Source organism: Ancylobacter amanitiformis (genome assembly GCF_030814815.1).
Taxonomy (GTDB): domain Bacteria; phylum Pseudomonadota; class Alphaproteobacteria; order Rhizobiales; family Xanthobacteraceae; genus Ancylobacter; species Ancylobacter amanitiformis.
Window position 1 is genome coordinate 21,224 of the sequence record NZ_JAUSVR010000020.1, and the last position, 26,466, is coordinate 47,689.

Genomic DNA, 26,466 nt, shown 5'->3' on the forward strand with positions numbered 1-26,466 from the left:
CATCCTTGACCTGAAAGGCCGGCCTCGCGCCGGCCTTTTTCGTCTCAACCGGCGCGCGTTCAACCCCTCGCCAGGTCCTTGAGGAAATGGTCGACACCGAGCTGCACCATGGCCGGCTGCGAGGCGTGCGGGCCGGGATGCTCGACATAGGTCAGTTCATAACCCGCGCCCCGCAGCTTCGCGGCATGGGCGCGGCCGGCGCTGTCGATCGGCGTCTGCGTATCGGCCTGACCATGGGCGATGAACACCTTGGGCGCGCCCTCCTGCGCCAGCACGGTCATGAAGCCGGCCGAGAAGGCCAGGATATGCGTGACGATGTGCCCGTTGCTCAGCCCGGTGGAGAGCGAGTAGCTGCCCCCGTCGGAATGACCGGCAAAGGCCATATGCGCCGGATCCAGCGCGAAGCGTGAGGCCACCTCGCGCAGGCCGATATCGAGCCGCTCGCGATCGGGCCCGTTGCCGGCGATCACGATATCCCAGGTGGGAAACAGCGATTGCGGCACCAGCAGCAGGAAACCGCGCTCCAGCGCGTGCCGATGCAGGATCGGCAGGATCTTCTCCGCGCTGCCGCCGCCGCCGTGAAACAGCACCATCAAGGGCGTGGGACGCGCCGGGTCGATTGCCTCCGGCACGACCAGAACATAGTCGCGCTCGGCGAACAGGCCGAGATCATGCCGGCCGGGCGGCAGCGGCGGCCGGGTCGGCGCGGCGTGGCGGAAATCGAGGCGGCCGAGCAGGGAGAGGTCGAGCATGGCAGGCACCGTAGGGTGTTCCCCACGACGACGCTGCGGCGCCCGGGAACGGCGAGAAAATGGGCGCCGGCGACCGTGGGAGCCGGGACGCAGGCAAGACGTTGGCGGGCCTCCATTTTCACGGAGGGGCGCCACAATCTAGTGGGTTTCGCGGTGAAGGGGAATCCGGTTCGCGCGTGAAAAGCGCATCGAATCAACCAGCTGGAGCGCGCATCGATCGCGGAATGCCCCGGATGAGCCTGCGGCTGCGGGGCGGCAGAGCCGCGCCTTGCGCGTGCCTGCCATGTTTGTCGCGCAAGGCAGGCATCGGCTGGGCGGCCTTTGCGCGTTCGCGATGAGGGGTTATGTCCGGCTGTCTCGGGCGGGACGGCTCGACTCGCCCGCGACGTGCGTTCCGCCACGGGCCGCACCGCCGCCTCTCTTCCTTCGTGGTGCGTAATGCCTTTCCGGGACCAGCTGCTCGCCGTCGCCATCGTGTGCGTGTGGGCGCTCAACATGATTGCGATCAAGCTCGGTGTGGCGGAAATCCCACCCGTGCTGACGACGGCGCTCCGCTTCATGGTCGTCTCGCTGCTGGTGGTGCCCTTCACGCGCATCACCTGGCGCCAGCTCCCAAGCGTGATGCTGGTATCCGTCACGTTTGGCTCGATCCATTTCGGCATGTTGTTCGCGGCGCTGGAACATGCGGAGGCGGGCACCAGTTCCGTCATCATTCAGATCGGCGCGCCCATCGCCACGCTGCTGGCCTGCCTGTGGCTGCGAGAACCGCTGGGAGCGGTGAGAATGCTCGGCCTCGTCATATCGGTGGCGGGCATCGCCCTGCTGGCGATGGGGCCAACCATGCCGCCGCCGATCGGGCTCGCGCTGCTGGTGATGAGCGCGACCGGCTGGGCCATCACCAATCTCGTCGTCAAGCAGGTGCCGGGCATTTCGCCGATGGCGATGATGGGCTGGTCGTCGCTGTTCTCCGTGCCGCAGCTGCTTGTGGCTTCGTGGCTGCTGGAGGGCGAGCGCTGGGGCATGGTGGCCACGGCCGGCTGGCATGGCTGGGTGTCGGTGTTCTACAGCGCCATCGGGTCCTCGATCCTGGCCTATGGCGGCTGGTACTGGCTGTTGCGGCGTCATTCGGTGAGCGCGGTGGTTCCCTATTCGATGCTGAATCCGCCGCTCACCGTGCTGTTCGGCATCGTGCTCATCGGCGACGATCCTTCGCCGGCGAAGATTGCCGGCACGCTGGTCATGGTTGCCGGCGTTGCGCTCATCCTGCGCAAGCCCGCCGTGAGCCTGCCCGATACCGCCTGAGGCGGAAACGGCCCGCGACGGATCCGCGCGCGATGGAAACGGCCGGGGCATCGCCTCCCCGGCCCGCATTCGCTCGTCCGCCCGACTGGCCGTCCAGCGGGCCCTTTACCTAGCCTTCGGGTTACGTGGCCTTCAGCTCACGTGGCCTTCAGCTCACTTGGCGTTCAGGAAATCGCCGACCTCGAGCAGGATCAGTTCGTTGTCGTCGGCCTTGGCCGGGTCGCGCGAGGAGGAGAAGGGCAGGTTGTTGTCATTGCCCACCACGATATGGCTGGCATCGACCACGTCGACATTCTCGATGGTGAAGAAGGGGAATGTCAGCACGCCGTCATTGAGCGGCTTGCGGGCGAGCTTATTCGGATCGGCGATCTTCATCAGGTCGATATGACCGATCTTGCGCACCGGCTGACCGACATTGGCGTCGGTGAGTTCGATCTTGTAGATGCGCTTGAACTTGGCGAGGTCGTGGAAGCAGTCCGGCCCCTTGGTGCCGGCCGCGCAGGCCTTGTCGGGCGTGCCCTCGCCATTGTCGCGCTCGATGATGAGGCCGGTGGTGCCGTCGATCATGTTGAAGTCGCCGATCGCGTTGCCGTTCTGCTCCAGCACGTACTGCCAGGAACGGCCGGTCCATTTCTGCGCGGCGACATCGAATTCGAGGATCTGCAGATATTCGCGCCCGTCGGCGGTCTTCTGCCAATCCTTCGTCGCGCCGTCCCACAACGGGCCTTCGAGCAGCGGGTAGAGGAACTTGCCGTCCTTGGAGGCAGCCATGCCCTCATAGCCCTTGGAGCGGCGGGCGTTGAACTCGGCGGTCTGGTTGGGCGCCCCGGCCGAGGCGACGAGATAATTGTCGGGCGAGCGCACCGGCGTCTGGCCGGCGAGCGTGTCGAATACCTGCTTCACCGCGCCCTTCATGTCGGCCTTGATGAGGAAGGGCCCGAACTCCTCGCCGATCCACAGGTCGTCGCCGATGATCTGGAAGCTCTCGAGGTCGAAATCGGCGCCGGTGAGGTAGCGCTTGGCGGTGCCCTCATGGACGATGCGGAACGGCACCTTCTTGTCGGGATCGGTGAGGAAGATGGTCTCCACGCGCTCGAAGCCGCCCTTCTGCCAGTCGATCCGGTAGCGGTTGAGATAGAGCGCCGAATCCGGGCTGTTGGCCTTGGAGCCGAAGCCGTTATCGGTGAGGATCCAGAACGTGCCGTCCGCCATCACCTTGATGCCGGAATGGCCCTGCAGCGGCTGGCCCTTGAAGGGAACCGAGATACCCGTCGGGCGGCCGGCGGACTTGCCTTCCACCGTGCCGGCCGCCTCGACGCGCGTGCCCGTGGTGAACTTGCCGGAGAGCTTGAGATCCTCCGGCGCCTCCGCGGGCACCGGGATGAAACTGGCCGCCGGCAGCACGGCATGGCCTTTGAGCGTGGCGGGATAGGCCTGGTCGGCGCGGGCGCCGGCGCTGGTGCCGGCGAGGCCGATGAGCGCGAGCGCGGCGCTTGCGAGCAGGCAATGACGGATGCGGGGGCGGACCATGGCGGTTCTCCGTTCGGAAAGGGGCGGGGCCGAAGCCGCCTTCCTGACCGTCCCCCGTGTCGCTCACGCTACGGGATGGTGACGCCGGGGTGACGTCTCGTCATCCCCCAAGGTGACGTTTCGTCATCCCCCGAGGTGACGTCTCGACTTCGCTCCTGCCGCGTCTCCGCCCGACGTCATGCGCCGCGAACCGTCAGTTGCCGGGTGGCTGTCGCACCTGTCACTCGACGCGGGCCCGCGCTTCGGGCTTATCCTGCGAATCATGAGTCTCATTCTTCCCAAAGCCGCGCCGCCGCCACGCGCCTTTCTCGGCGTCTCGCAGTCGGCCACCGGCCGCTTCTGGCGCGAGCGCCTCGATGTGCGTGGCGCGCAGACCACGCTCGCCATCGTCCAGCGCCATGGCGTGCCGGAAATCCTCGCCCGCGTGCTGGCGGCGCGGGGCGTCGGCATCGACGAGGTGGCGGGCTGGCTCGACCCGACCGTGCGCGACCTGCTGCCCGATCCCGACACGCTGACCGACATGGGTGCGGCGGTGGCGCGCCTCGCCGACGCGGTGGTCTCCGGCGAGCCGGTCGCCGTGTTCGGCGATTATGATGTGGATGGCGCGACCTCGACCGCGCTGCTGGTGGACGTGCTGCGCGCCGGCGGGCTCGACCCCGCCTTTTATATCCCGGACCGTATTTTCGAAGGCTACGGCCCCAATATCCCGGCCATCGAGGGGCTGGCGGCGCAGGGCGCCCGGCTGCTGGTGACGGTGGATTGCGGCACGATGAGCTTCGCGCCCTTCGCCCGCGCCCGTGAACTGGGCCTCGACGTGGTGGTCATCGATCATCACCAGGCCGGCGAGGAACTTCCAGAGGTGGCGGCGCTGGTGAATCCGAACCGCGTGGACGATCTCTCCGGCCTCGGGCACCTGTGCGCCGTCGGTCTGGTCTTCGTGGTGGCGGTGGGGCTGGTGCGGGAGCTCGGCCGGCGCGGCTGGTGGAACGAGGCACGGCCCAAGCCCGATCTGCTGGCCTCGCTGGATCTGGTCGCGCTCGGCACGGTGGCGGATGTGGTGCCGCTGCTCGGCCTCAACCGGGCCTTCGTCACCAAGGGGCTCATCGTGCTGCGCCAGCGCCAGCGCCCGGGCCTCACCGCGCTGATGGACGCGGCGCGGCTGTCCGGCCCGCCCAAGGCGTGGCATCTCGGCTTCCTGCTCGGCCCGCGCATCAATGCGGGCGGGCGCATCGGCGACGCGGCACTCGGCACGCGCCTGCTGCTCGCGCGCGACCCGATCGAGGCCGCGGTCATCGCCGCCGAGCTGGACCGGCTGAATACCGAGCGCCAGCAGGTGGAACGCGCCATCGTCGCCCAGGCGGAGGCGGAGGCGGAGGCGGCGCTCGGCCATGCCGGGGCGGGGGCGGTCATCCTCTCCTCCGGGCAGGGCTGGCACCCCGGCGTGGTCGGTCTCGTCGCAGCGCGGCTGAAGGAGAAGTTCGGCCGGCCGGCTTTCGCCATCGCCTTTACCGGGGAAACCGGCTCCGGCTCGGCCCGCTCCATTCCCGGCGTCGATGTCGGCAAGGCGGTGCGCGGCGCGGTGGATCGCGGGCTGCTGGTCAAGGGCGGTGGCCACGCCATGGCGGCCGGCCTCACCATCGCCCGTGACCGCCTTGGCGAGCTGCGCGCCTATCTTGAGGAGGTGCTGGCGTCGACCGTGGAGGAAGTGCGCGCGGTGGACGAGACGATGATCGACGCCGCCCTCTCGGCTGCCGGGGCGACGCCGGAACTCGTCGAGCTGGTGGAGCGCGCCGGGCCTTTCGGCGCCGGAAATCCGCAGCCCGTCTTCGCCTTTCCCGCCCATCGCATCGTCTATGCCGAAGCCGGCAGCGCCGATCAGGTGCGGGTGCGTCTGCGTGGCAACGATGGCACCGTGCTGTCCGCCGTCGCCTTCCGGGCCGCCAATACCGAACTCGGCCGGGCGCTGCTGGATGCGCGCGGCCGGCAGGTGCATGTGGCGGGCATGCTGGATCTCGATTCCTGGCAGGGGCGGACCCAGGTGAACCTGCGCATCAGCGATGTCGCGCTGATGGAAAATCGTTAAACATCAAAGGTATGGAGGCTCGTGCGGAATCGGTTTCCCAATCCGCACCGACCGCCATGCCATGCTGAATCGGATCCTCAACCCGTGAGTGCAACGCCCCGCCACGATTCAAAGAAACCCCACGCGGCCATCATCGGTGCCGGGCCCGCCGGGCTCATCGCCGCCGAGACGCTGGCGCGAGCCGGCTGTCGCGTCACGGTCCATGAGCGCATGGCCTCGCCGGCGCGCAAGTTTCTCATTGCCGGGCGCGGCGGGCTCAATCTCACGCATTCCGAGCCGCGCGAGCGGTTCCTGCCTCGCTACGGTGCCAGCGCGGAATGGCTGGCGCCGCTCATCGATGCATTTCCGCCCGGCCGGCTGCGGCACTGGACGGAAGGGCTGGGCGAGCCGACCTTTGTCGGCTCCAGCGGACGGGTATTTCCCACCCGCTTCAAGGCGTCGCCGCTGCTGCGTGCCTGGCTCGGCCGGCTGGATGCGCTCGGCGTGCGGCTGGCCGCCCGGCATCGCTGGCTCGGCTGGGGCGAGGATGGCGCGCTGCGTTTCGAGACGCCGGAGGGCGAGGTCGCGGTCTCGCCGGACATCACCCTTCTCGCGCTGGGCGGCGCCAGCTGGCCGCGTCTCGGCAGCGATGGCGGTTGGGTCGGGATGCTGGCCGCGAAGGGCATCCGTGTCGCCCCGTTGCGCCCCGCCAATAGCGGCGCGCGGATCGCCTGGTCGGAAGGCTTCCGCGCCCGCTTCGCCGGGCAGCCGCTCAAGCGCATCGCACTCACGGTGCAGGGCGCGCGGGTGCGCGGCGAGGCGATGGTCGATCCGGGTGGGCTGGAGGGCGGCGCGGTCTATGCGCTGTCCGCCCGGCTGCGCGAGGCGGTGGAAGGGCAAGGGCGGGCGTCGCTGCTGGTCGACCTTCGGCCCGATCTGACCGTGGAGGCGCTGGCGGCGCGGCTCGGCAAAAGCCGCCAGGGCGAATCGATGGCCAACCGCCTGCGCAAGGCCGCCGGCCTCTCTCCGGTCGCCGCCGGCCTGTTGCGCGAAGTGGGGGGCCCGCTGCCGGTGGAGGCGCAGCCATTGGCCGCGTTGATCAAGGCGGCGCCGCTGCAGGTGAACGCCATGGCGCCGCTGGAGCGCGCGATCTCCTCGGCCGGCGGCGTGATGCGCGGCGCTCTCGATGCGCGGCTGATGCTGCGTGCCGGGCCGGATGTGCCGCCCGGCACGTTCCTGGCCGGCGAAATGCTGGATTGGGAAGCCCCGACCGGGGGCTATCTGCTGCAGGCCTGCTTTGCCACCGGCCATGCCGCGGCGTGCGGCGCGCTGGCCCATCTCGGCCTTGCCGAACCGGAGGCCTGGCAAGGTCAATGGTCGGCGAGCGGGAAAGAGGGCGCCGGCGAAGGTGCCGGCGAGGGAATGGCGCGGGACGACGGCTGAGGGAGCGCGTGCCGCCGTCCCGCGCGTCTCACGAGACCTGCCGGGAAGTCGGCCTCGCGAAGCGTGTGCCGGCGACTGCGATGGCTGGGAAGCTGTTTTTCGCGTTCATCGTCGGCGTTGAGCGATTGAATACGCTCGTTCGCCGATGAGGACAATGATTATCTTCCATCATTATTATAGTTCAAAACTAAAGGGGCGTATTTATACTTGTCATTTCCCTCAATCCAAGACCGGCTTGCGCCGTGCCGGCGGCGGGCGTACCTCCTTGGGCGCGGGACGGCTGGGCGATCCGCGAGGTGAGCGATGGCACGACTGTTCTTCCGCCGGGGAGCGACCACGGAGGCGGCGCCCGATGCCGCGCGCGAACTGGCCGACAAGGCGAGGGCGCTGCTGGGCGTGGGCGAGGAAACCACGGTTTCCATTACCGAGATCGCCTGCGGCGACCCGGCCTGCGGCGGGGCGGAGACCGTGGTGCTGGTGATGCGTCCGGGCCGGCGCACAGAGGCGGCCAAGCTCTACCGGCCGCTGGCCACCGTCTCCGACGAGGAACTGCGCGAAGCCCTTCAGCCGCTGCTTGACGCAGGGACATGATCGCGTCGCGCAAGGTAAGTATTCGTGAATGTCATTTCAGTGAAAATGCTGAAATTCGCGATATCGCTACCGTACAATCATTCTAATGTAGCCTTGAACACTTGCGAGTGCTTGAGGCATGGGCGTAGAAGTCCCTTTCACGGATGCCGCGGAGGCGCTGGGAGGAGATATCATGCGAGCCAGGTCGTTGTTTGCCACGCCGCTGCTGGCGGCCGTTGCGCTGGGAGCCCTTGTTGCCGCCGGTCCGGCACGGGCCGACACGGCCCCGCCGAAGGTTCACGACATCGTCGTCACCTATGCCAACATCGCCGAGGCGATCTATGGCGACAGCCTCGCCACCGCCAAGGATCTGCAGAAGGCCGTCGAGGCCTTCCTCGCCGAGCCGACCCAGGCCAATCTCGACAAGGCGCGGGTCGCCTGGAAGGCGGCGCGCGTGCCCTACCAGCAGAGCGAGGGCTTTCGCTTCGGCAACAAGATCGTCGATGAGTGGGAGGGCAATGTGAATGCCTGGCCGCTCGACGAGGGGCTGATCGATTATGTCGACAAGAAGAGCTACGGCGAGACCTCCGACGAGAACCCGCTCTACACCGCCAACGTGATCGCCAATACCAAGATCCGCGTCGGCAAGAAGACCATCGACGCCTCGAAGATCACGCCCAAGCTGCTGCGCAGCCTGCAGGAGGCGGGCGGCGTCGAATCCAACGTCGCCATCGGCTACCACGCGATCGAATTCCTGCTCTGGGGGCAGGATCTCAACGGCACCGGCCCGGGCGCGGGCAACCGGCCGGCCAGTGACTATGACCTGAAGAACTGCAGCAACGGCCATTGCGACCGGCGCGCCGCCTATCTCAAGGCCGCCACCGAACTGCTGGTCGCCGATCTCGAGGAAATGTCCAAGGCGTGGGCCGCCAAAGGCAAGGCGCGCGCCGTCGTGCTGAAGCAGAAGGACAATGCCGCGCTCGGCACCATCCTCACCGGCCTCGGCTCGCTCTCCTATGGCGAACTGGCGGGCGAGCGGATGAAGCTCGGCCTCATCCTGCACGACCCGGAGGAGGAGCATGACTGCTTCTCCGACAACACCCACAACTCGCATTATTACGACGAACTCGGCATCGCCTCGATCTATCGCGGCAAGTACACCCGCGTGGATGGCAGCGTGGTCGAGGGGGCTTCGGTCGATGCCCTCGCGACCGCGAAGGCGCCGAAGGCTGCCGAGGAAGCCAATGCCAGGATCGACGCCGCGCTCGCCGCGCTGAAGGCGATCAAGGACGAGGCCGACAGCGGCAAGGAGGCCTATGACCAGATGATCGCCGAGGGCAACACCGCGGGCAACGCGCTGGTGCAGAAGGGTGTCGATTCGCTGGTCGCCCAGACCCGCGCCATCGAAGGCGTGGTCGCCGGCCTCAAGCTGAAGATCAAGGTCGAGGGATCGGACAGCCTGGACGATCCTTCCAAGGTTTCGGAATAGGGCGTCGATCGTGTCCGGCGGCGTGAGGCTCTCGCGCCGCGCCCTGCTGGCCGCGGGCGCGGCATGGGGTGTTGGCGCGGTGCTCGCTCCCGCGCGCACCGGCTTCGCCCGCGCGCCGGCCGCGTTCGAGCCCACCGCCCGCCTCACGCTGGCGGCGGGCGAGACCGATTTGCGACTGCTCGGCGCGGACAAGCCCGCGTCGCGCATCTATGCCTATGACGGCCAGCCCTTCCGGCAGTTGCGCTACCCGCGCGGCACGCGGCTGGAGGCGACCTATGTGAACGGGCTGACCGAGGGCAGTTCGCTGCATTTCCATGGCATCCGCATGCCGAACGAATATGACGGCGTGCCCCCGCTGACCCAGCCGCTGGTGGAGCCGGACGGGCGCTTCGCCCACCGCCTGCCACTGGACGATCCCGGCACCTTCTTCTTCCATCCCCATTGCGACGAGACCGGGCAGGCCGGTCGCGGGCTGGTCGGCGTGCTCATCGTCGAGGACCCGCGCGACCCCACCTTCGATGCGGAAGAGGTGCTCTGCCTCAAGGACTGGCGGCTTGGCGAGGATGGCAGCTACCTGCCGCTGACCGAGCCGGACGGGGCGTCCAAGGCCGGCACGTTCGGCGCCACACGCACGGTGAATGGCGCGCCGCATCTCGATCTCACCGCGCCGGCGGGCGGGGATGTGCGGCTGCGCATTCTCAATGTCGATTCCACCCGCATCATGGATATCGGCGTGGAAGGGGGCGAAGCCTGGCTCATCGCGGTGGATGGCCACGCGCTGCCCCCCGTGGCGCTCGATAGCCTGCCGGACGGCATCTGGCGGATGGGGCCGGCGCAGCGCATCGACCTGCATCTGCGCATGCCGGCCAAGGGCGGACCGGTCACGCTGGGCGATTATCGCGCGGCGGACGTCTACCGCTTCGCGACCATCACGCCCAAGGGCCGGCGCGCCGGCAAGCCGCGCAAGGCGCCCCTCGCGCTGCCCGCGCCGGACCTGCCGATGCCGGATGTCGAGGCGGCGGAATTTCACACCTTCACCCTGCAGCAGGCCACCGATGCCGCGGTGAAGGAACTCGGCCTGCCGCCCGACGACCCGCTGGCCAAGGCGCTGGTGGCGAGTTTCTGCGTTGGCCGGGCGACCTATTGGTCGATCGGACAGGTGTCCTGGGCGGCCGGCGACCGCCTCGGCCTTCCGCCACCACTCGTGGCGATGGCGGAAGGCCGCAGCTATCGCATCGAGATCAAGAACGAGACGCGGTTTCCCCATCCCATCCACCTGCACGGCCATGCCTTCGCCGTGCTGCGCTCCAGCAAGGGTCGGCTGCCGCGTCATTTCGCCGATACCGTGCTGGTGCAACCCAATGAGGCGGTGGAAATCGCCTTCGTCGCCGCGCCGGGAGACTGGGTGTTTCACTGCCACATATTGGAGCACATGGAGACCGGCATGATGGGCTGGTTCCGGATCCTGTGATGGCAAGGTCCCGCAGCCGCGCGCTGTTTCCCGCCTTTCGCCGCGCCGCCGCTGCGCTCGCGCTGCTGACCGTCCTTGTGGCGAGCCCGGTGGCAAGCCCGGCGCTGGTCGACGAGGCCGGCCTGGACGTCGCCATCGGCAAGGCGCTGTTCAAGCGTCCCTGGGTGCCGGCGCCCAGTTCCACCCGGGCCAATGATGGCCTCGGCCCGCTGTTCGATGCGCGCTCCTGCGCCGCCTGCCATCCCGGATCGGGACGAGGGGCGAGCGCGCTGGAGGCTGGCGGGCGGCCGGAAGGGCTCGGCCTCGTGCTGTCGCTGTTCCGCGAGGACGGCAGCGGCGATCCGGTCTATGGCCACCGGCTGGAGACCATGACCCTGCCGGGCGTGCCGGCGGAGGGCGCCATCGTGGTGGATGTCGGGCAGGGCGTGGAGCGCGGCCGGCGCCTCCCGCGCATCGCCGAGCCCGGCTATGGCCCGCTCGATCCCGCGACCCACCTCTCGCTGCGCCTCGCGCCGGACCTGCACGGGCGCGGCGGGCTGGAGCGGGTGGACGATGCGACCATCCTCGCGCTGGAAGACCCCGGGGATCGCGACGGCGATGGCGTGCGCGGCCATGCCCGCCGGCTGGATCATCCGGAAGGTGGTTCCTCGATCGGCCGTTTCGGCTGGAAGGCGAGCCATGCCACGCTGGCGAGCCAGACCTCGGAGGCCTTCTCGCTCGACCTTGGCCTCTCCACCGCGCTGCGGCTGGAACCCTGGGGCGATTGCACGGCGGCACAGGCCGCTTGCCGCAGCGCGCCGCATGGTCAGGATGGCGAGGGCGCCCCGGAAATTCCCGATGCCATCGTCTCGCGCATCGTCGCCTATCTGCGCGATCTCGGCGCAGCGGAGCCGCCGCGCGATGCGCGCGGGGAACGCCTCTTCGCGGCGACCGGCTGCGCCGCCTGTCATCGCCCGTCCCTGCCGGCGCGCGACGGCGGGCGCGTGACACTGTTCACCGATGTGCTGCTGCACGACATGGGCGAGGGGCTGGCGGACAGCGCCGGCGTACCTGGCGCGGAGGCCGCGCACTGGCGCACGGCGCCGCTCGCCGGCCTGTCGCAGGCGCTGGCGCAGGGCCGCGGCCTGCTGCACGATGGCCGCGCCACGGACGTCACGGAGGCGGTGCGCTGGCATGAAGGCGAGGCGGCGGGCGCCCGCGCGCGCTTCGATACCCTCGACCCCGGCGCGAAACAGGCGCTCATCCATTATGTTTCATCCCTCTAGCGAGGTTGCGCAATGAACCGCTCTCCATTCGCGCTGGCGTTGGCGCTGGCAGGCCAGATCGCGCAGGCGGCGCAGGGCGTGCCGGCCGTTGCGGCGGCGACCGCGCTGATCTCCACCATTCTCGTCGGCCGCGCCCACGCCGCCGCGATCGTGGCGCCCGATGTGGTGGCGGACTGGCTGCTGCCGCGCTACGACACGCTCGCCGCCACCACGGCCGCCCAGCGCGCGGCGTGGGAGGGGTTCTGCAAGGCTCCCGCCGCGGATGGGGTGGCGGAGCTGAAGGCGCGCTTCGCTGCCGTGTCCGATGCCTGGGCCTCGGTGGAGTTCATCACGTTCGGTCCGGTCATGCTGTCGCTGCGGGCGGACCGCTTCAACCTGTTCCCGGAGCGGCGAAACGCGGTGGGTCGCTCGGTGGCGGAGCTCATCGCCGACCCGACGGACGAACGGCTGCAACCGCAGCGCTTTTTCCGCCTCAGCGCGGCGGCGCAGGGCCTGCCGGCGCTGGAGCGCCTGCTCTATGACGACGGCGCAGCGGCCGCGCTGGTGGCGGGGCCGGAAGCCGCGCGGCGCTGCCAGCTCGGCCTCGCCATCGCCGACAATCTCGCCGGCATCGGGAAGGACATCCGCACCGGCTGGGGCGACCGCACATCCGGCCTGCTCGGCCAGCTTGTCGCCGGCAAGGCGGACCCGGTCTTTTTCCCCGATCCCGACTCGCTGCTCAGCCGGCTGGTGACCGACCTCGCCGGTGCCTATCAGCGGGCGGTCGACCAGCGCCTGCTGATCGTGCTGGGCAAGAGCCCGGAGGAGGCCAAGCCGCTTCTGGCCGACCGCCGCCGCAGCGGCCTCGCCAAACAGACCATCGTCGCCGAGATTGCCAGCGCTGGCGACCTCGCCCTGCGTCTCGCCAAGGGGCTCGGCACCACCGACCAGGCGGTTCTTGCCCGAACCATGGAGGCGGCGCGCGCCGCCGCGGACGCGCTGCCGGCCGATATCGGCACGGCGGCGACAGCCACGAAGGGGCGCCGGCAGTTGGAGGCCGCGGCGGTGGCGTTCAAGGCGGCGCAGGCCAGCGTCGCCACGCCGCTGGCGGCGGGGCTCGGCGTGCCGCTCGGCTTCAACGCGCTGGATGGCGACTGAGGAGGCGGGCATGGCCATTTTCGATCTCTCCCGCCGTTCGCTGCTCAGCCGGCTCGGCGGGCTTGCGATGGCGCCGCGCGTGCTGTTCGGCGGTGCGGCGCACGCGCAGGACGACGCGCAGGACGACGCGCAAGACCACGCGCAAGACCACGCACTGGAGGCGGAGTGGCTGGCCACGGCCGGCATCGCGGGCGGCTTCGCCCCGGTCGTGCTCGCGCCCGATCGCACGGCCACCGCCGTTGGCAGCGGCGTGCAGCGGCTGCACTGGGTGGAGCCGAGCCCGGACGGGCGCACGGCGGTGGCGGTGGCGCGCCGGCCCGGCACCAGCGCCGTGCTGTTCGATCGCCGCGCCGGCACGGTGCTGGCCGAATTCGAGCCGGGCGAGGGGCGGGTCTTCTCCGGCCATGGCCGCTTCATCGAGGGCGGCCGGCGCTTTCTGGCGGTGGAGATCGAGCGGGCGAGCGGGCAGGGGATCGTGACCCGCCGCGTCGTCGAGGCCGATTTCGCCATTGAGGCGGAATGGGCCTCCGCCGGCATCGGCCCGCACGACATGCTCCCGGTCGGTGGCGCGCTGATCGTCGCCAATGGCGGCATCGAGCCGCACACGCCCGAGGCGCTCGGCGCCGAGGTGGCGGGCGCCAGCGTCGCCCTCATCGATGCAGTGAGCGGGGCGACCCGCGCGGTGATCGCATTGGAGGAGGATCTCGCCTCGCTGTCGCTGCGCCATCTGGCCGGCACGCCGGATGGGCTGACCGTGATCGCCGCGCAGGACCTCTTGGCCGATGGCGTGGCGCGGCCGCTGGTCTATGCGGTGGAGGAGGACCGGCTGCGCGCCTTCGACGCGCCGGAGGAGGAGTGGCGCGGCCTGCGGACCTATGTCGGCTCGGTGGCGGTGGATGCCTCGGGCGCCTATGTCGCCGCCGCCAGCCCGCGCGGCAACCGGGTGGCGGTGTGGCGGCGCGACGGGCGCTTCATCGGCTCGCTCACCCTGGTCGATGGCTGCGGCCTCGCGCCCACCCGCGCGGCGGGCCAGTTCCTGGCGACCAGCGGCCTCGGCGAAGTGGCGCTGATCGGGGTGGGTGCGGAGGGCGTCGGCGTCATCGCCCGGCGCCGGCAGCCGATGCGCTTCGATAACCACGCGACGCTGGTTCTGATGTAGCGCGGCGGGGCACCGGGCGGATAGCGCCCGGCTCTTTTCTTTTGCGGTGACGGGGAGGATAAGGACGGGCGCATGCCGTTCGATACTTTTTTATCCGCGTCGAGATTGTGAAATGAACTCCCTGTTCGCGTCCCAGCCCACAACCGTGTTCGAGACCATGTCGGCATTGGCCCGCGCGCATGACGCGGTGAATCTCGGGCAGGGCTTTCCCGACGATCCCGGCCCGCTGGACGTGCGCGAGAAGGCGGCCGAGGCGGTGCTGAACGGCTGGAACCAGTACCCGCCGATGATGGGCGCGCCGGAACTGCGCCGCGCCGTCGCCGCGCATTACCGGGACTGGCAGGGGCTGGACCTCGATCCCGAGGCCGAGGTGATGATCACCTCCGGCGCCACCGAGGCGATTGCCGGCGCCTTGCTCGCGCTCATCGAGCCGGGCGACGAGGTGGTGCTGTTCCAGCCGCTCTACGACGCCTATCTGCCGCTGGTGCTGCGTGCCGGCGGCGTGCCCAGGCTGGTGCGGCTCGTGCCTCCGCACTGGAGTCTCACCGAGGAGGCGCTGGCGCAGGCCTTCTCACCGCGCACCCGCCTGGTGCTGTTCAACAATCCGCACAACCCGACGGGCCGCGTGTTCGGGCGCGAGGAACTGGAGCGGCTGGCGCGCTTCTGCACCCGCTCGGATGCGGTGCTGGTGAGCGACGAGGTGTGGGAGCACGTGATCTTCGACGGGCGCGAGCATCTCAGCGTGCTGGCGCTGCCCGGCATGCGCGAGCGCGCGGTGAAGATCGGCTCGGCCGGCAAGATCTTCGGCATGACCGGGTGGAAGGTCGGCTTTGTCTGCGCCGCGCCCGCGCTCATGCGCGCGCTCTCGAAGGCGCACCAGTTCCTCACCTTCACCACGCCGCCCGCGCTGCAGCACGCGGTGGCCTATGGGCTGGCCAAGGAGCGCGGCTGGTTCCTGTCCACCCGCGCCGGCCTGCAGCGTTCGCGCGACCGGCTGGCGGCGGGGCTGGCCTCCATCGGATTCAATGTGCTGCCCTCGGCCGGCACCTATTTCCTCAATGTCGATCTCGCCCCGCTGCATCCTGCCCCGCGCGGCGGCGATCCGCGCGACGAAGCCTTCTGCCGCACGCTGGTGGAGCGCTTCGGCGTCGCCGCCATTCCGGTCTCCGCCTTCTATGCGGAAGAGGCGGTGGATACGGTCATCCGCTTCTGTTTCGCCAAGGCGGATTCCACGCTCGATCGCGCGGTGGAGCGGCTGGAGGCGGTCAGCCGGACGGCATTCGTCTAGCGCCTGCCGCGCGCTGTATGCAGATAGGGCTTTCGTAGGGGAAGATTTGCCTAGTTTGGCGACAGGTCGCTCACGATTTAAGCGATTGATTGATTCGGAATTCGAAACTTTTGTTGCCGATCGGCAACCGACCCCGTCGCCGGCTTCTGGCACGCGCATTGCTAACTAATCCCCCGGCACGCGGACGGGGGTCCTGCGTGCGAACTCCAGAAGGGAAGAAATATGCTCAACCTGTTCACCCAGGCGCGGCGTGCGGCCGGTCGCGCTGCGGTCGGCGCGACAGTCCTCGCGCTGGCCGGCCTCACCGTGCCGGCCCACGCGCAGGAAACGATCAAGGTCGGCGTGCTTCATTCGCTCTCGGGCACGATGGCGATCAGCGAGACGACGCTGAAGGACACCGTGCTGTTCATGGTGCAGGAGCAGAACGCCAAGGGCGGCGTGCTCGGCAAGAAGCTTGAAGCCGTCGTCGTCGATCCGGCGTCCAACTGGCCGCTCTTCGCCGAAAAGGCGCGCGAGCTGATCGCCAAGGACAAGGTCGCCGTGGTGTTCGGCTGCTGGACCTCGGTCTCGCGCAAGTCGGTCCTGCCGGTGTTCAAGGAGCTGAACAGCATCCTGTTCTATCCCGTCCAGTACGAGGGCGAGGAGAGCGAGCGCAACGTGTTCTACACCGGCGCCGCGCCGAACCAGCAGGCGATCCCGGCGGTCGACTACCTCATGGAAAATGAGGGCGTGAAGCGCTGGGTGCTCGCGGGCACCGACTATGTCTACCCGCGCACCACCAACAAGATTCTCGAAGCCTACCTGAAGTCCAAGGGCGTTCCCGCCGAGGACATCATGATCAACTACACGCCGTTCGGTCATTCGGACTGGCAGACCATCGTCGCCGACATCAAGAAGTTCGGCTCGGCCGGCAAGAAGACCGCCGTCGTGTCGACCATCAACGGCGATGCCAACGTTCCGTTCTACAAGGAACTCGGCAACCAGGGCATCAAGGCGACCGACATCCCGGTCGTGGCCTTCTCTGTGGGCGAGGAAGAACTCGCCGGCATCGACACCAAGCCGCTGGTCGGCCACCTCGCCGCGTGGAACTACTTCCAGTCGGTCGACACGCCCGCCAACAAGGACTTCATCGCGAAGTGGCAGGCCTATACCAAGAACCCCAAGCGCGTGACCAATGACCCGATGGAAGCCACCGTCATCGGCTTCAACATGTGGGTCAAGGCGGTCGAGAAGGCCGGCACCACCGAGCCGGACAAGGTCATCCCGGCGCTGATCGGCGTCGCGGTGCCGAACCTGTCGGGCGGCTTCTCCGCCATGATGCCGAACCACCACATCACCAAGCCGGTGCTGATCGGCGAGATCAAGGATGACGGCCAGTTCGACATCGTCGAGCAGACCCCGGGCCTGATCGTCGCCGAAGAGTGGTCGCCCCACCTCGAAGGCTCCAAGGACCTGATCTCCGATTGGCGTTCGCCGCTGAACTGCGGCAACTTCAACGTCAAGACCGGCAAGTGCGGCGGCGCGGGCAACTGATCGCCCGATCCTGAAACGATGGGGACCGGCGCTCATGGCGGCCGGTTCTCATCAGCCACCGCGCCGTGTCGTGGCCCGCTACGAGGGAAGGCGGTCTTCCGCCTTCCGCTTCGCCGCCGGAACAAGGCTCCGGCCGTCCGCATCGCAGCTTGACGGATGATGATGATTTCCAGCGCTCGACTTCGCCGCCTGTCCTGTGCGCTGTTGCTTGCCCTGTGCGGGCTGTGTGGCGCGCTCTTTTCCCAGCCCGCCGTGGCGCAGGATATCAGCTCCCCGCTCGCCCAGCTGGCGACCGACAGTTACGCCGATACGGAAGCCGCCCTCGGCGCGCTGGCCCTGAGCGGCAGCCCGGCCGCGGCGGGCATCGTCTCGGCGCTCGCCGATGGCAAGCTCGTCTTCTCCGCCGTGCCGCGCCAGGTATTCCTGCGCACCGAGGCCGGTCTGGTCGATCCGCTGACGCTCCAGCCGGTGGCCGATCCGCCGGCCGTGAAGCCGGTGCGGGTCAATAACCGCGTGCGCCGCGCCATCGAGGCCGCCAATGGCACGCTCTCTCTCGTCAGTCCCGATCCCGCCAGGCGGCTGGAGGCGGCCACGGCCGTCGCCCGCTCGCGCGACACGGCGGCGCTGCCCGCGCTCGATCTGGCGCTTTCCAAGGAAGCCGATCCGAAGGTGAAGACCGCGCTGACGCTGGCGCGCGCGTCCATCGTCATGGGCCAGCCCGGCGTCTCGGATGCCGAGCGGATCGCCGCCATCGGCCTCGTCGGCGCCGAGGGCAACCAGGACGCGCTGGCGATCCTGCAAGGCGTGCCGGCCGAGTCCTCGCCGGCGGTGAAGCAGGCCGCGGCCGACGCCATTGCCGGCATCGAGCGCAGCCTTGCCATGTGGAGCATGGCGCAGAACGTGTGGTACGGACTCTCGCTCGGCTCCGTGCTGCTGCTCGCCGCCATCGGCCTTGCCATCACCTTCGGCGTGATGGGCGTCATCAACATGGCGCATGGCGAGATGGTGATGCTGGGCGCCTACACAACTTTCGTCGTGCAGGATGCCATCCGCACCTATAATCCCGGCCTGTTCGACTGGTCGCTGATCATCGCCATCCCGCTCGCCTTCCTGTTCACCGGGCTGATCGGCGTCATCATCGAGCGCACGGTGATCCGGTTCCTGTATGGCCGGGCGCTGGAGACGCTGCTCGCCACCTGGGGCATCTCGCTCATCCTGCAGCAGGCGATCCGCACCATTTTCGGCCCCACCAACCGCGAGGTCGGGGCGCCGAGCTGGATGTCGGGCTCGTTCGATATCGGCCAGCTGGCCATTACCTCCGGCCGGCTGTGGATCATCGTCTTCGCCATCCTTGTCTTCGTCGCCCTGCTGGCGACGCTGCGCATGACCCGCATCGGCCTTGAAATGCGGGCCGTGACGCAGAACCGCCGCATGGCCGCCTCCATGGGCATCCGCACCAACTGGGTGGACGCCATGACCTTCGGCCTCGGTTCGGGCATTGCCGGCATTGCCGGCGTGGCGCTCAGCCAGATCGACAATGTCTCGCCGAACCTTGGCCAGAGCTACATCATCGACAGCTTCCTCGTCGTGGTGTTCGGCGGGGTGGGCAACCTGTGGGGCACGCTGGTCGGCGCCATGTCGCTCGGCATCGCCAACAAGCTGCTGGAGCCCTATGCCGGGGCGGTGCTCGGCAAGATCGCGCTGCTCGTCATCGTCATCCTGTTCATCCAGAAGCGCCCGCGCGGCCTCTTCGCTCTCAAGGGGAGGTCGATCGAAGCATGAGCCCGTCCGATACCCGTCCTCCCGCCCTCATCCCCACCAACGGCCTCGTCTTCCTCGGCGTGCTCGCCGCGGTGGCCGTGCTGGTGCCGCTGCTGAACCTGACCACCTCGCCCGACGCGGCCGTGCACGTGCCGACCTATGTCGTCTCGCTGCTCGGCAAATATCTCACCTACGCGCTGCTCGCGCTCTCGGTGGATCTCATCTGGGGCTATGTCGGCATTCTCTCGCTCGGCCAGGGCGCGTTCTTCGCTCTCGGCGGCTACGCGATGGGCATGTATCTGATGCGCCAGATCGGCACGCGCGGCGTGTATGGCGACCCGGTGCTGCCCGATTTCATGGTGTTCCTGAACTGGAAGGAACTGCCCTGGTTCTGGTACGGCTTCGACCTGTTCCCCTTTGCCCTGCTGATGGTCGTGCTGGCGCCGGGCATCCTGGCGCTGGTGTTCGGCTGGTTCGCCTTCCGCTCGCGCGTCACCGGCGTCTATCTCTCGATCATCACGCAGGCAATGACCTTTGCCCTGCTGCTCGCCTTCTTCCGCAACGACATGGGCTTTGGCGGCAATAACGGACTGACCGATTTCAAGGACATACTCGGCTTCAACATCCAGTCGGATGGCACGCGGGCGGTGCTGTTCTTCCTCTCCGCGCTGGCGCTGGGGCTCGGCTATGTGCTCTGCCGCTTCCTCGTGCGCTCGCATTTCGGCAAGGTGCTGATCGCCATCCGCGATGCCGAGACGCGGGTGCGCTTCACCGGCTATCGCGCGGAAAACTACAAGCTGGTCGCCTTCGTGGTCTCGGCCATGCTGGCGGGCATTGCCGGCGCGCTCTACGTGCCGCAGGTCGGCATCATCAACCCGTCCGAATTCTCGCCGGCCAATTCGATCGAGATCATCGTGTGGGTGGCGGTCGGCGGGCGCGGCACGCTGGTCGGGGCGGCGCTCGGCGCGGTGCTGGTGAACTACGCGAAGACGTATTTCACCTCAGGCTTCCTCGCCCCGTACTGGCTGTTCATGCTTGGCGGGCTGTTCGTCGCCGTCACGCTGTTCCTGCCCAAGGGCATTGTCGGCACCTACTACGAATGGCGCGAGAAGCGGCGTCCGCCGGCCGATGCGGCGGGCGAGCCGCTGCCCGACCCGAAGCCGGCCGAGTGAGGGGAACGCGATGAGCGATATCGAGACGCTGGAACCGGCCGCCGCAGAGGGCGCGGCCCGCAAGACCCTGACCGAGGCGCTGCTGTATCTCGACGGCGTGACCGTCACCTTTGACGGTTTCCGCGCGCTGAACGCGCTGTCCTTCACCATCGATCCCGGTGAGATGCGCGCCATTATCGGCCCCAACGGCGCCGGCAAGACCACGATGATGGACGTCATCACCGGCAAGACGCGGCCCGACAAGGGCGATGTCTTCTTCGACGGCGGCACCACCGACCTCACCAAGCTCGACGAGACGCAGATCGTCACGCTCGGCATCGGCCGCAAGTTCCAGAAGCCGACCGTGTTCGAGAGCCACACGGTGCTCGACAATCTGCGCCTCGCGCTCAAGGGCCAGCGGCGCGCGCTGCCGAACATCTTCCGCCGGGAGACCGCCGCCGCGCGCGAGCGCATCGACGAGATCTTCGAGACCATCAAGCTCACCGAACATCGCGGCCGCCTCGGCGGGGCGCTCTCGCACGGCCAGAAGCAGTGGCTGGAAATCGGCATGCTGCTGGCGCAGGACCCGCGCCTGCTGCTGGTCGACGAGCCGGTGGCCGGCATGACGGACGCCGAAACCGCGCAGACCGCCGAGTTGCTGCGCGAGATCAATGCCAACGGCCATTCCGTTGTCGTGGTGGAACATGACATGACCTTCGTGCGCGACCTCGGCGTCAGGGTCCTGTGCCTGCATGAGGGTTCGGTGCTGGCGGAAGGCACGCTCGATCAGGTCAGCGCCAATGAGCGCGTCATCGAAGTCTATCTGGGACGCTGAAGGCATGCTCGAGGTTCAGGACATCAATCTGTTCTACGGCGCGGCGCAGGCCCTGCGCGGCGTGTCGCTCAATGCCGCGCCGGGCAAGGTCACCTGCGTGCTGGGGCGCAACGGGGTGGGCAAGACCAGCCTGATGCGCGCCATTGTCGGCCAGGCGCCGGTCGCCAAGGGGGCGATCCGCTTCAACGGCGAGGACATCACCAGCATGGCGCCCTCCGAGCGGGCGCGGCGCGGCATCGCCTTCGTGCCGCAGGGGCGCGAGATCTTCCCGCTGCTCACCGTGGCGGAAAACCTTGAGACCGGCTTCGCACCGCTGAAGAGGGCGGATCGCTTCATCCCCGATGACGTGTTCTCGCTGTTTCCGGTGCTCGACAGCATGATGCGCCGGCGCGGCGGCGACCTCTCCGGCGGGCAGCAGCAGCAACTGGCCATCGGCCGCGCGCTGACCATGCGGCCCAAGGTGCTGGTGCTGGACGAACCGACCGAGGGCATCCAGCCCTCGATCATCAAGGATATCGGCAACGCCATCCGCTACTTGCGCAGCAAGGGCGACATCGCCATCGTGCTGGTCGAGCAGTATTTCGACTTCGCCAAGGAACTCGCGGACCATTTCATCGTGATGGAGCGCGGCGCGGTGGTGATGTCCGGCGATGGCGCCGCCCTTGAGGATCCGGATGTACGCAACCGAATTGCCGTTTGAACCCATCGCCACCTCGATCCCGGTCGAGCGGCGCGGGCGGGGGCGGCTGTCGATCGAGGCGCACGCGCGGGAGGGGCGCACGCAGCGCGGGCGGATCGAGGAAGCGGGTTTCGCACGGGTGCGCTTTCCGCTCTCGGGCCGGCGCGCCCGCGCGCTGGAGGCGGTGCTGATCAATACCGGCGGCGGGCTGGCCGGGGGCGATACTTCGCAGACGATCATCCGCGCGGCCGACGCTGCCCAGCTCGTCGTCACCACCCAGGCGGCGGAGAAGATCTACCGCTCCGACGGCGCGCTGTCGCGCATCGCGGTCGACCTTGCGGCCGGAGCGGGCGCGCGGATCGACTGGATGCCACAGTCGACCATCGTGTTTGACGGCGCGCGGGTCGAGCGCTGCATCGCGGCGGAAATCGCCCGGGATGCGCGGCTGCTGCTGGTGGAGCCGGTGATCCTCGGCCGCACCGCGCGCGGCGAGCGCTTCAGCCAGGGCCTGCTGCAGGATCGCTGGCGAATCCGCCGCGACGGGAAGCTCGTCTATGCCGACGGCCTGCAGCTGGAGGGCGACATTGCGCGCCTGCTCGATCGCCGCGCCACGGCCGGCGGCTGGGCGGCCTTTGCGACGCTGCTGCTGGTCGCGCCCGATGCGGAAAGCCGGCTGGAGGAGGTGCGCGCCGCGCTCGGCCTGCCCGACGAGCGTCCCGCCGATATCGAGGCCGGCGCCAGCGCCTGGGACGGCATGCTGTCGGTCCGGCTGCTGGCCCGCGACGGCGCGCCGCTGGAGGCCGCCATTCGCCGCGTTCTCGCCGCGCTGGGGGTGGCCGACATCCCGCGCATCTGGCATTCCTGATGCAGGCAACGCGATGCACGTAACACTCGCCTTATTCGATCCGGAGACCGCCCGATGAACCTCAGTCCGCGCGAGAAGGACAAGCTCCTCGTCGCCATGGCCGCGATGGTGGCGCGCCGCCGCCTGGAGCGTGGCGTGAAGCTCAACCATCCCGAGGCGATCGCGCTGATTACCGACGTGGTGATCGAGGGCGCGCGCGACGGCAAGACGGTGGCCGAGCTGATGACGCTGGGCGCGCAGGTGCTGACCCGCGATCAGGTGATGCCGGGCGTCGCCGAGATGATCTACGACATCCAGGTCGAGGCGACCTTCCCGGACGGCACCAAGCTCGTCACCGTGCACGAACCCATCCCGTGGCACTACGGCCCCGGCGCGCCGGGCGAACTGATGGTGGAGGAGGGTGAGATCGAGTTGCTCGCCGGGCGCGAGATCGTCGAAATCGTCGTCGCCAATACTGGCGACCGCCCGATCCAGGTCGGCAGCCACTACCATTTCTTCGAGACCAATCCGGCGCTGGCCTTCGAGCGGGCGCGGGCGCGTGGCATGCGCCTCGCCATTCCCTCGGGCACCGCGGTGCGCTTCGAGCCGGGCCAGAGCCGCGAGGTGAAGCTGGTGGCGCTCGCCGGCGACCGCGAGGTCTATGGCTTCCGCCAGGACGTGATGGGCTCGCTCTAGGCGACCGGCTCTGTACCTGAGCGCCTGCGTCATCCCCGCCCGCTGCCCCGCCCGCTGCCTTGCCGCTGAACGGATTTTCCCATGTCGATCAAGATTTCCCGCGCCACCTATGCCGAGATGTTCGGTCCGACCACCGGTGATCGCGTCCGGCTCGCCGATACCGCGCTCATCATCGAGGTGGAGAAGGATTTCACCGTCTATGGCGAGGAGGTGAAGTTCGGCGGCGGCAAGACCATTCGCGACGGCATGGGCCAGTCGCAGGTGACGCGGGCCGCGGGCGCGGTGGACACCGTCATCACCAACGCGCTGATCCTCGATCACTGGGGCATCGTGAAGGCCGATATCGGCCTGCGCGATGGGCGCATCGCCGGCATCGGCAAGGCGGGCAATCCGGCGATCCAGCCGGGCGTCGACATCATCATCGGCGCCTCGACGGAAATCATTGCCGGCGAGGGCAAGATCATCACCGCCGGCGGCTTCGACAGCCACATCCACTTCATCTGCCCGCAGCAGGTCGAGCACGCGCTGATGAGCGGCGTGACCACGATGCTGGGCGGGGGCACGGGGCCGGCCGCCGGCACCAACGCCACCACCTGCACGCCCGGCCCGTGGCATATCGAGATGATGCTGCGCGCGGCCGACAGCTTCCCCGTCAATCTCGCCTTCTCCGGCAAGGGCAACGCTTCGCTGCGCGGCCCGCTGGTCGAGCAGATCGAGGCCGGCGCCTGCGCGCTGAAGCTGCACGAGGACTGGGGCACGACGCCCGCGGCCATCGACAATTGCCTCTCCGTCGCCGACGACTACGACATCCAGGTGATGATCCACTCGGACACGCTGAACGAGAGCGGCTTCGTCGAGGACACGATCGAGGCGTTCAAGGGTCGCACCATCCACGCCTTCCACACCGAAGGGGCGGGCGGTGGCCACGCGCCCGATATCATGAAGGTGGCGGGCCTGCCCAACGTGCTGCCGTCTTCCACCAACCCCACGCGTCCGTTTACGGTGAACACGCTCGACGAGCATCTCGACATGCTCATGGTGTGCCACCATCTCGACCCGCTGATCGCCGAGGACCTCGCCTTCGCCGAGAGCCGCATCCGCAAGGAGACCATCGCGGCCGAGGACATCCTGCACGATATCGGCGCCATCTCGATGATGAGTTCCGACAGTCAGGCGATGGGCCGGCTCGGCGAGGTGGTCACCCGCACCTGGCAGACGGCGCACAAGATGAAGCTGCAGCGTGGCCGGCTGCCGGGCGACAGCGAGCGCAACGACAATGCCCGCGCCAAGCGCTATGTCGCGAAATACACCATCAACCCCGCCATCGCGCATGGCGTGTCGCGCCATATCGGCTCGGTCGAGGCGGGCAAGCTGGCCGATCTCGTCGTGTGGTCGCCGGCCTTCTTCGGCACCAAGCCGGACATGATCATCAAGGGCGGCGTCATCGTGGCGGCGCGTATGGGCGATCCGAACGCCTCCATTCCCACGCCCCAGCCGGTGCATTACCGGCCGATGTTCGGCGCTTTCGGCAAGGCGCGCACCGCCACCAGCGTGACCTTCGTCTCGAAGGCGGCGATCGAGCGCGGCGTCGGGGAAAAGCTCGGCCTCGCCAAGAAGCTGGTGGCGGTGGAAAACGTGCGCGGCGGCATTTCCAAGGCGTCGATGATCCACAATGACGCGACGCCGCATCTGGAGATCGACCCGGAGACCTATGAGGTGCGCGCGGATGGCGAATTGCTCACCTGCGCGCCCGCCACCGAGTTGCCCATGGCGCAGCGCTATTTCCTGTTCTAAGGATCGGCGAGACAGGCCGCGCGCCTCCTTGAAGGGAGCGCGGCGGATTTCAGCCGCGCAGGGATGGCATCGCCGCAAAGGTTTCCCACCTTTGTAGCAGCTGTCCCGAGGAGACCCGATCATGATCCGTGCCCGTTCGCTTCTTCCTGCCGGAACCTGGGATGCCGCCAGCGCGGCCGACCGCGTGGTGCTGCCTCATGATGGCCGCCACCGCCGCCGCATCGCCATGCGCGGGGAGGGCGACGTGGTGTTCCTGCTCGACCTGCCGGAGGCGACCCGCCTGAAGCAGGGTGATGGGCTCGCGCTCGATGACGGGCGCACGATTGCCGTGGTGGCGGCGGACGAGCCGGTGGCGGAGATCGTCGCGCGCGATTCCCACCACCTTGCCCGTCTCGCCTGGCATCTGGGCAACCGGCATGTGCCGGCCGAACTGCTGGAAGACCGCATCCGTATCGCCCGCGATCCCGTGCTGGAAGAGATGGCGCGCGGTCTGGGCGCCCGCGTGGCGGTGGTCGATGCGGCCTTCGAGCCGGAGGGCGGCGCCTATGAGGCAGCCGAGGCGCACGGCCACCACCATGGCCACGCGCATGATGATGGCCATGATCACCATCACGCCCATGGCGAAGCCTGCGGCTGCGGTCACGACCACGGCGATCATGATCACGGCCACGAACACCACGACCACGACCACGGCGACCATAAGCGCCACGGTCACGAGCCTCATTCGCACCATGATCACGGTGACGTGGCGCACGCGCCGGCGCCGCAGCGCGACGTGCTGCATGTTCATGAACATGCCCACGAGCATGCGCATGAACACAAGCATGGCGATGCCTGCGGCTGCGGGCATGATCACAGCCATGATCACAGCCATGATCACGGGCACGAGCACGAGCCTGCGCGCGACCCTTCCCATGGCCATCGCCACGGCCACTAGGCCCGCGCGATGAGCGGAGCCGCCGCACCCGAGCGCCGCTTGTCCGCGGGTGCCGCATCGTCGCAGGCCACGCCCGCCGAGGCGCCGACCGATCTTCTGGCGCTCTTCGTCTGGCTGTCGCCGGCCTATCCGGTTGGCGCCTTCGCCTATTCGCACGCCCTCGAATGGGCGGTGGAGACCGGCGACATCCGCGATGCGGCGACGCTGGCAGGCTGGGTGGATGATCTGCTGCGCCATGGCGGGCCATTTGCCGATGCGGTTCTGCTGGCCCATGCCTGGCGCGCGGCGGCGTCGGAAGACGATGCCACGCTGGTGGAGGTGCTGGAGCTTGCCAGCGCCTTCGCGCCCGCCCGCGAGCGTCAGATGGAGACGCTGAACCAGGGCGATGCCTTCATCAGCGCCACCCGGCTCGCCTGGCCCTCGCCGCGTCTGGATCGACTGCCCGACATCTGGGGCGGGCGTGTCGCCTACCCGGTCGCGGTCGGCATTGCGGCCGCGGCGCATGGGCTGCCGCTGGCGGCGACGCTCAGCGCCTATCTCAATGCGGTGGCGGCCAATCTCATTTCGGCGGCGGTGCGCCTGGTGCCGCTCGGCCAGACCGATGGCAACCGGACGCTGGCGGGGGCGACAGGCACCGTCCGCGCCGTGGCGCCACTCGCCGCGCAGGTGCCGCTCGATCGTCTCGGCGGCGCGGCGCTTCGATCCGACATCGCGGCCATGCGCCACGAGACGCAATATACGCGGCTGTTCCGCAGCTGAGGCGAGGGG

The 26,466-nt window shown here is 68.7% G+C and carries 22 protein-coding genes; 20 read left to right on the plus strand and 2 right to left on the minus strand.

Features of this window, described 5'->3' with window-relative positions; all coding sequences use genetic code 11:
* Nucleotides 1-59: 59 nt before the first annotated feature.
* Nucleotides 60-752 carry an alpha/beta hydrolase gene (locus QOZ99_RS19550; RefSeq protein ID WP_306891673.1) on the minus strand — a complete coding sequence of 231 codons (693 nt, stop codon included), beginning with the start codon at nt 750-752 and terminating at the stop codon, nt 60-62.
* A 438-nt stretch (nt 753-1,190) separates the two neighbouring features.
* Here QOZ99_RS19550 and QOZ99_RS19555 point away from each other — a divergent pair, with 438 nt between their 5' ends.
* Nucleotides 1,191-2,054: a DMT family transporter gene (locus QOZ99_RS19555; protein ID WP_306891674.1), complete on the plus strand. Its 864-nt coding sequence runs from the start codon at nt 1,191-1,193 to the stop codon at nt 2,052-2,054.
* A 153-nt stretch (nt 2,055-2,207) separates the two neighbouring features.
* Here QOZ99_RS19555 and QOZ99_RS19560 read toward each other — a convergent pair whose 3' ends face one another.
* Nucleotides 2,208-3,584 (minus strand): esterase-like activity of phytase family protein, encoded by a 1,377-nt coding sequence (locus tag QOZ99_RS19560; protein ID WP_306891675.1) that lies wholly within the window; start codon nt 3,582-3,584, stop codon nt 2,208-2,210.
* Nucleotides 3,585-3,846: 262 nt separating this feature from the next.
* On the opposite strand from QOZ99_RS19560, the gene recJ reads away from it, so the two are divergent.
* The 19 genes from recJ to QOZ99_RS19655 all read left to right on the plus strand — a co-directional run bounded on the left by recJ (nt 3,847) and on the right by QOZ99_RS19655 (nt 26,457).
* Nucleotides 3,847-5,667 carry a single-stranded-DNA-specific exonuclease RecJ gene (gene recJ, locus QOZ99_RS19565; protein WP_306891676.1) on the plus strand — a complete coding sequence of 607 codons (1,821 nt, stop codon included), beginning with the start codon at nt 3,847-3,849 and terminating at the stop codon, nt 5,665-5,667.
* 84 nt (nt 5,668-5,751) lie between these two features.
* Entirely contained in the window at nt 5,752-7,089 is a 1,338-nt protein-coding gene (locus QOZ99_RS19570; RefSeq protein WP_306891677.1) for a TIGR03862 family flavoprotein, read from the plus strand.
* Between the two features lie 303 nt (nt 7,090-7,392).
* Nucleotides 7,393-7,680: a hypothetical protein gene (locus tag QOZ99_RS19575; RefSeq protein WP_306891679.1), complete on the plus strand. Its 288-nt coding sequence runs from the start codon at nt 7,393-7,395 to the stop codon at nt 7,678-7,680.
* Between the two features lie 172 nt (nt 7,681-7,852).
* Nucleotides 7,853-9,148, plus strand: a complete 1,296-nt coding sequence (locus QOZ99_RS19580; RefSeq protein WP_306891680.1) for an imelysin family protein — start codon at nt 7,853-7,855, stop codon at nt 9,146-9,148.
* A 10-nt stretch (nt 9,149-9,158) separates the two neighbouring features.
* Complete coding sequence (locus QOZ99_RS19585) at nt 9,159-10,619, plus strand: multicopper oxidase family protein (protein ID WP_306891681.1); 1,461 nt, start codon at nt 9,159-9,161, stop codon at nt 10,617-10,619.
* Nucleotides 10,619-11,884 (plus strand): di-heme oxidoredictase family protein, encoded by a 1,266-nt coding sequence (locus tag QOZ99_RS19590; RefSeq protein WP_306891682.1) that lies wholly within the window; start codon nt 10,619-10,621, stop codon nt 11,882-11,884. Before QOZ99_RS19585 ends, QOZ99_RS19590 begins: the two co-directional genes overlap by 1 nt.
* A gap of 12 nt (nt 11,885-11,896) precedes the next feature.
* Nucleotides 11,897-13,021, plus strand: coding sequence for an imelysin family protein (locus tag QOZ99_RS19595; protein ID WP_306891683.1), 1,125 nt, complete (start codon nt 11,897-11,899; stop codon nt 13,019-13,021).
* Nucleotides 13,022-13,031: 10 nt separating this feature from the next.
* Nucleotides 13,032-14,180 carry a DUF1513 domain-containing protein gene (locus QOZ99_RS19600; protein WP_306891684.1) on the plus strand — a complete coding sequence of 383 codons (1,149 nt, stop codon included), beginning with the start codon at nt 13,032-13,034 and terminating at the stop codon, nt 14,178-14,180.
* Between the two features lie 112 nt (nt 14,181-14,292).
* Nucleotides 14,293-15,468, plus strand: coding sequence for an aminotransferase (locus QOZ99_RS19605; RefSeq protein ID WP_306891685.1), 1,176 nt, complete (start codon nt 14,293-14,295; stop codon nt 15,466-15,468).
* A gap of 222 nt (nt 15,469-15,690) precedes the next feature.
* Nucleotides 15,691-17,001, plus strand: coding sequence for an urea ABC transporter substrate-binding protein (urtA, locus tag QOZ99_RS19610; protein WP_306891686.1), 1,311 nt, complete (start codon nt 15,691-15,693; stop codon nt 16,999-17,001).
* 162 nt (nt 17,002-17,163) lie between these two features.
* Nucleotides 17,164-18,783 (plus strand): urea ABC transporter permease subunit UrtB, encoded by a 1,620-nt coding sequence (urtB, locus tag QOZ99_RS19615; RefSeq protein ID WP_306891702.1) that lies wholly within the window; start codon nt 17,164-17,166, stop codon nt 18,781-18,783.
* Complete coding sequence (gene urtC, locus QOZ99_RS19620) at nt 18,780-19,934, plus strand: urea ABC transporter permease subunit UrtC (protein WP_306891687.1); 1,155 nt, start codon at nt 18,780-18,782, stop codon at nt 19,932-19,934. Before urtB ends, urtC begins: the two co-directional genes overlap by 4 nt.
* Nucleotides 19,935-19,944: 10 nt before the next feature.
* Nucleotides 19,945-20,748, plus strand: coding sequence for an urea ABC transporter ATP-binding protein UrtD (gene urtD, locus QOZ99_RS19625; RefSeq protein ID WP_306891688.1), 804 nt, complete (start codon nt 19,945-19,947; stop codon nt 20,746-20,748).
* Nucleotides 20,749-20,752: 4 nt separating this feature from the next.
* The gene (urtE, locus tag QOZ99_RS19630) at nt 20,753-21,448 is read left to right on the plus strand and encodes an urea ABC transporter ATP-binding subunit UrtE (protein ID WP_306891689.1); all 696 of its coding nucleotides are present in this window, start codon (nt 20,753-20,755) and stop codon (nt 21,446-21,448) included.
* Nucleotides 21,423-22,292, plus strand: a complete 870-nt coding sequence (locus QOZ99_RS19635; protein ID WP_306891690.1) for an urease accessory protein UreD — start codon at nt 21,423-21,425, stop codon at nt 22,290-22,292. Before urtE ends, QOZ99_RS19635 begins: the two co-directional genes overlap by 26 nt.
* Before the next feature lie 54 nt (nt 22,293-22,346).
* A complete protein-coding gene (locus QOZ99_RS19640; protein WP_306891691.1) occupies nt 22,347-22,967 on the plus strand; it encodes an urease subunit gamma in 621 nt (206 codons plus the stop codon).
* Nucleotides 22,968-23,048: 81 nt separating this feature from the next.
* On the plus strand, nt 23,049-24,761 hold the full coding sequence (gene ureC / locus QOZ99_RS19645; protein ID WP_306891692.1) for an urease subunit alpha: 1,713 nt from the start codon (nt 23,049-23,051) through the stop codon (nt 24,759-24,761).
* A gap of 121 nt (nt 24,762-24,882) precedes the next feature.
* Complete coding sequence (locus tag QOZ99_RS19650; protein WP_306891693.1) at nt 24,883-25,698, plus strand: urease accessory protein UreE; 816 nt, start codon at nt 24,883-24,885, stop codon at nt 25,696-25,698.
* A gap of 39 nt (nt 25,699-25,737) precedes the next feature.
* A complete protein-coding gene (locus tag QOZ99_RS19655; protein ID WP_306891694.1) occupies nt 25,738-26,457 on the plus strand; it encodes an urease accessory protein UreF in 720 nt (239 codons plus the stop codon).
* Nucleotides 26,458-26,466: the final 9 nt, after the last annotated feature.

Excerpts from the sequence above, each read along its gene's own strand:
- urtC (WP_306891687.1), top strand. The coding sequence starts at position 18,780 with ATGAGCCCGTCCGATACCCGTCCTCCCGCCCTCATCCCCACCAACGGC.
- QOZ99_RS19600 (WP_306891684.1), top strand. The coding sequence starts at position 13,032 with ATGGCCATTTTCGATCTCTCCCGCCGTTCGCTGCTCAGCCGGCTCGGC.
- urtE (WP_306891689.1), top strand. The coding sequence starts at position 20,753 with ATGCTCGAGGTTCAGGACATCAATCTGTTCTACGGCGCGGCGCAGGCC.
- QOZ99_RS19580 (WP_306891680.1), top strand. The coding sequence starts at position 7,853 with ATGCGAGCCAGGTCGTTGTTTGCCACGCCGCTGCTGGCGGCCGTTGCG.
- QOZ99_RS19560 (WP_306891675.1), bottom strand. The coding sequence starts at position 3,584 with ATGGTCCGCCCCCGCATCCGTCATTGCCTGCTCGCAAGCGCCGCGCTC.
- QOZ99_RS19595 (WP_306891683.1), top strand. The coding sequence starts at position 11,897 with ATGAACCGCTCTCCATTCGCGCTGGCGTTGGCGCTGGCAGGCCAGATC.
- urtD (WP_306891688.1), top strand. The coding sequence starts at position 19,945 with ATGAGCGATATCGAGACGCTGGAACCGGCCGCCGCAGAGGGCGCGGCC.
- recJ (WP_306891676.1), top strand. The coding sequence starts at position 3,847 with ATGAGTCTCATTCTTCCCAAAGCCGCGCCGCCGCCACGCGCCTTTCTC.
- QOZ99_RS19635 (WP_306891690.1), top strand. The coding sequence starts at position 21,423 with ATGTACGCAACCGAATTGCCGTTTGAACCCATCGCCACCTCGATCCCG.
- QOZ99_RS19550 (WP_306891673.1), bottom strand. The coding sequence starts at position 752 with ATGCTCGACCTCTCCCTGCTCGGCCGCCTCGATTTCCGCCACGCCGCG.
- QOZ99_RS19575 (WP_306891679.1), top strand. The coding sequence starts at position 7,393 with ATGGCACGACTGTTCTTCCGCCGGGGAGCGACCACGGAGGCGGCGCCC.
- QOZ99_RS19555 (WP_306891674.1), top strand. The coding sequence starts at position 1,191 with ATGCCTTTCCGGGACCAGCTGCTCGCCGTCGCCATCGTGTGCGTGTGG.
- urtB (WP_306891702.1), top strand. The coding sequence starts at position 17,164 with ATGATTTCCAGCGCTCGACTTCGCCGCCTGTCCTGTGCGCTGTTGCTT.
- urtA (WP_306891686.1), top strand. The coding sequence starts at position 15,691 with ATGCTCAACCTGTTCACCCAGGCGCGGCGTGCGGCCGGTCGCGCTGCG.
- QOZ99_RS19605 (WP_306891685.1), top strand. The coding sequence starts at position 14,293 with ATGAACTCCCTGTTCGCGTCCCAGCCCACAACCGTGTTCGAGACCATG.
- QOZ99_RS19650 (WP_306891693.1), top strand. The coding sequence starts at position 24,883 with ATGATCCGTGCCCGTTCGCTTCTTCCTGCCGGAACCTGGGATGCCGCC.
- ureC (WP_306891692.1), top strand. The coding sequence starts at position 23,049 with ATGTCGATCAAGATTTCCCGCGCCACCTATGCCGAGATGTTCGGTCCG.
- QOZ99_RS19590 (WP_306891682.1), top strand. The coding sequence starts at position 10,619 with ATGGCAAGGTCCCGCAGCCGCGCGCTGTTTCCCGCCTTTCGCCGCGCC.
- QOZ99_RS19640 (WP_306891691.1), top strand. The coding sequence starts at position 22,347 with ATGAACCTCAGTCCGCGCGAGAAGGACAAGCTCCTCGTCGCCATGGCC.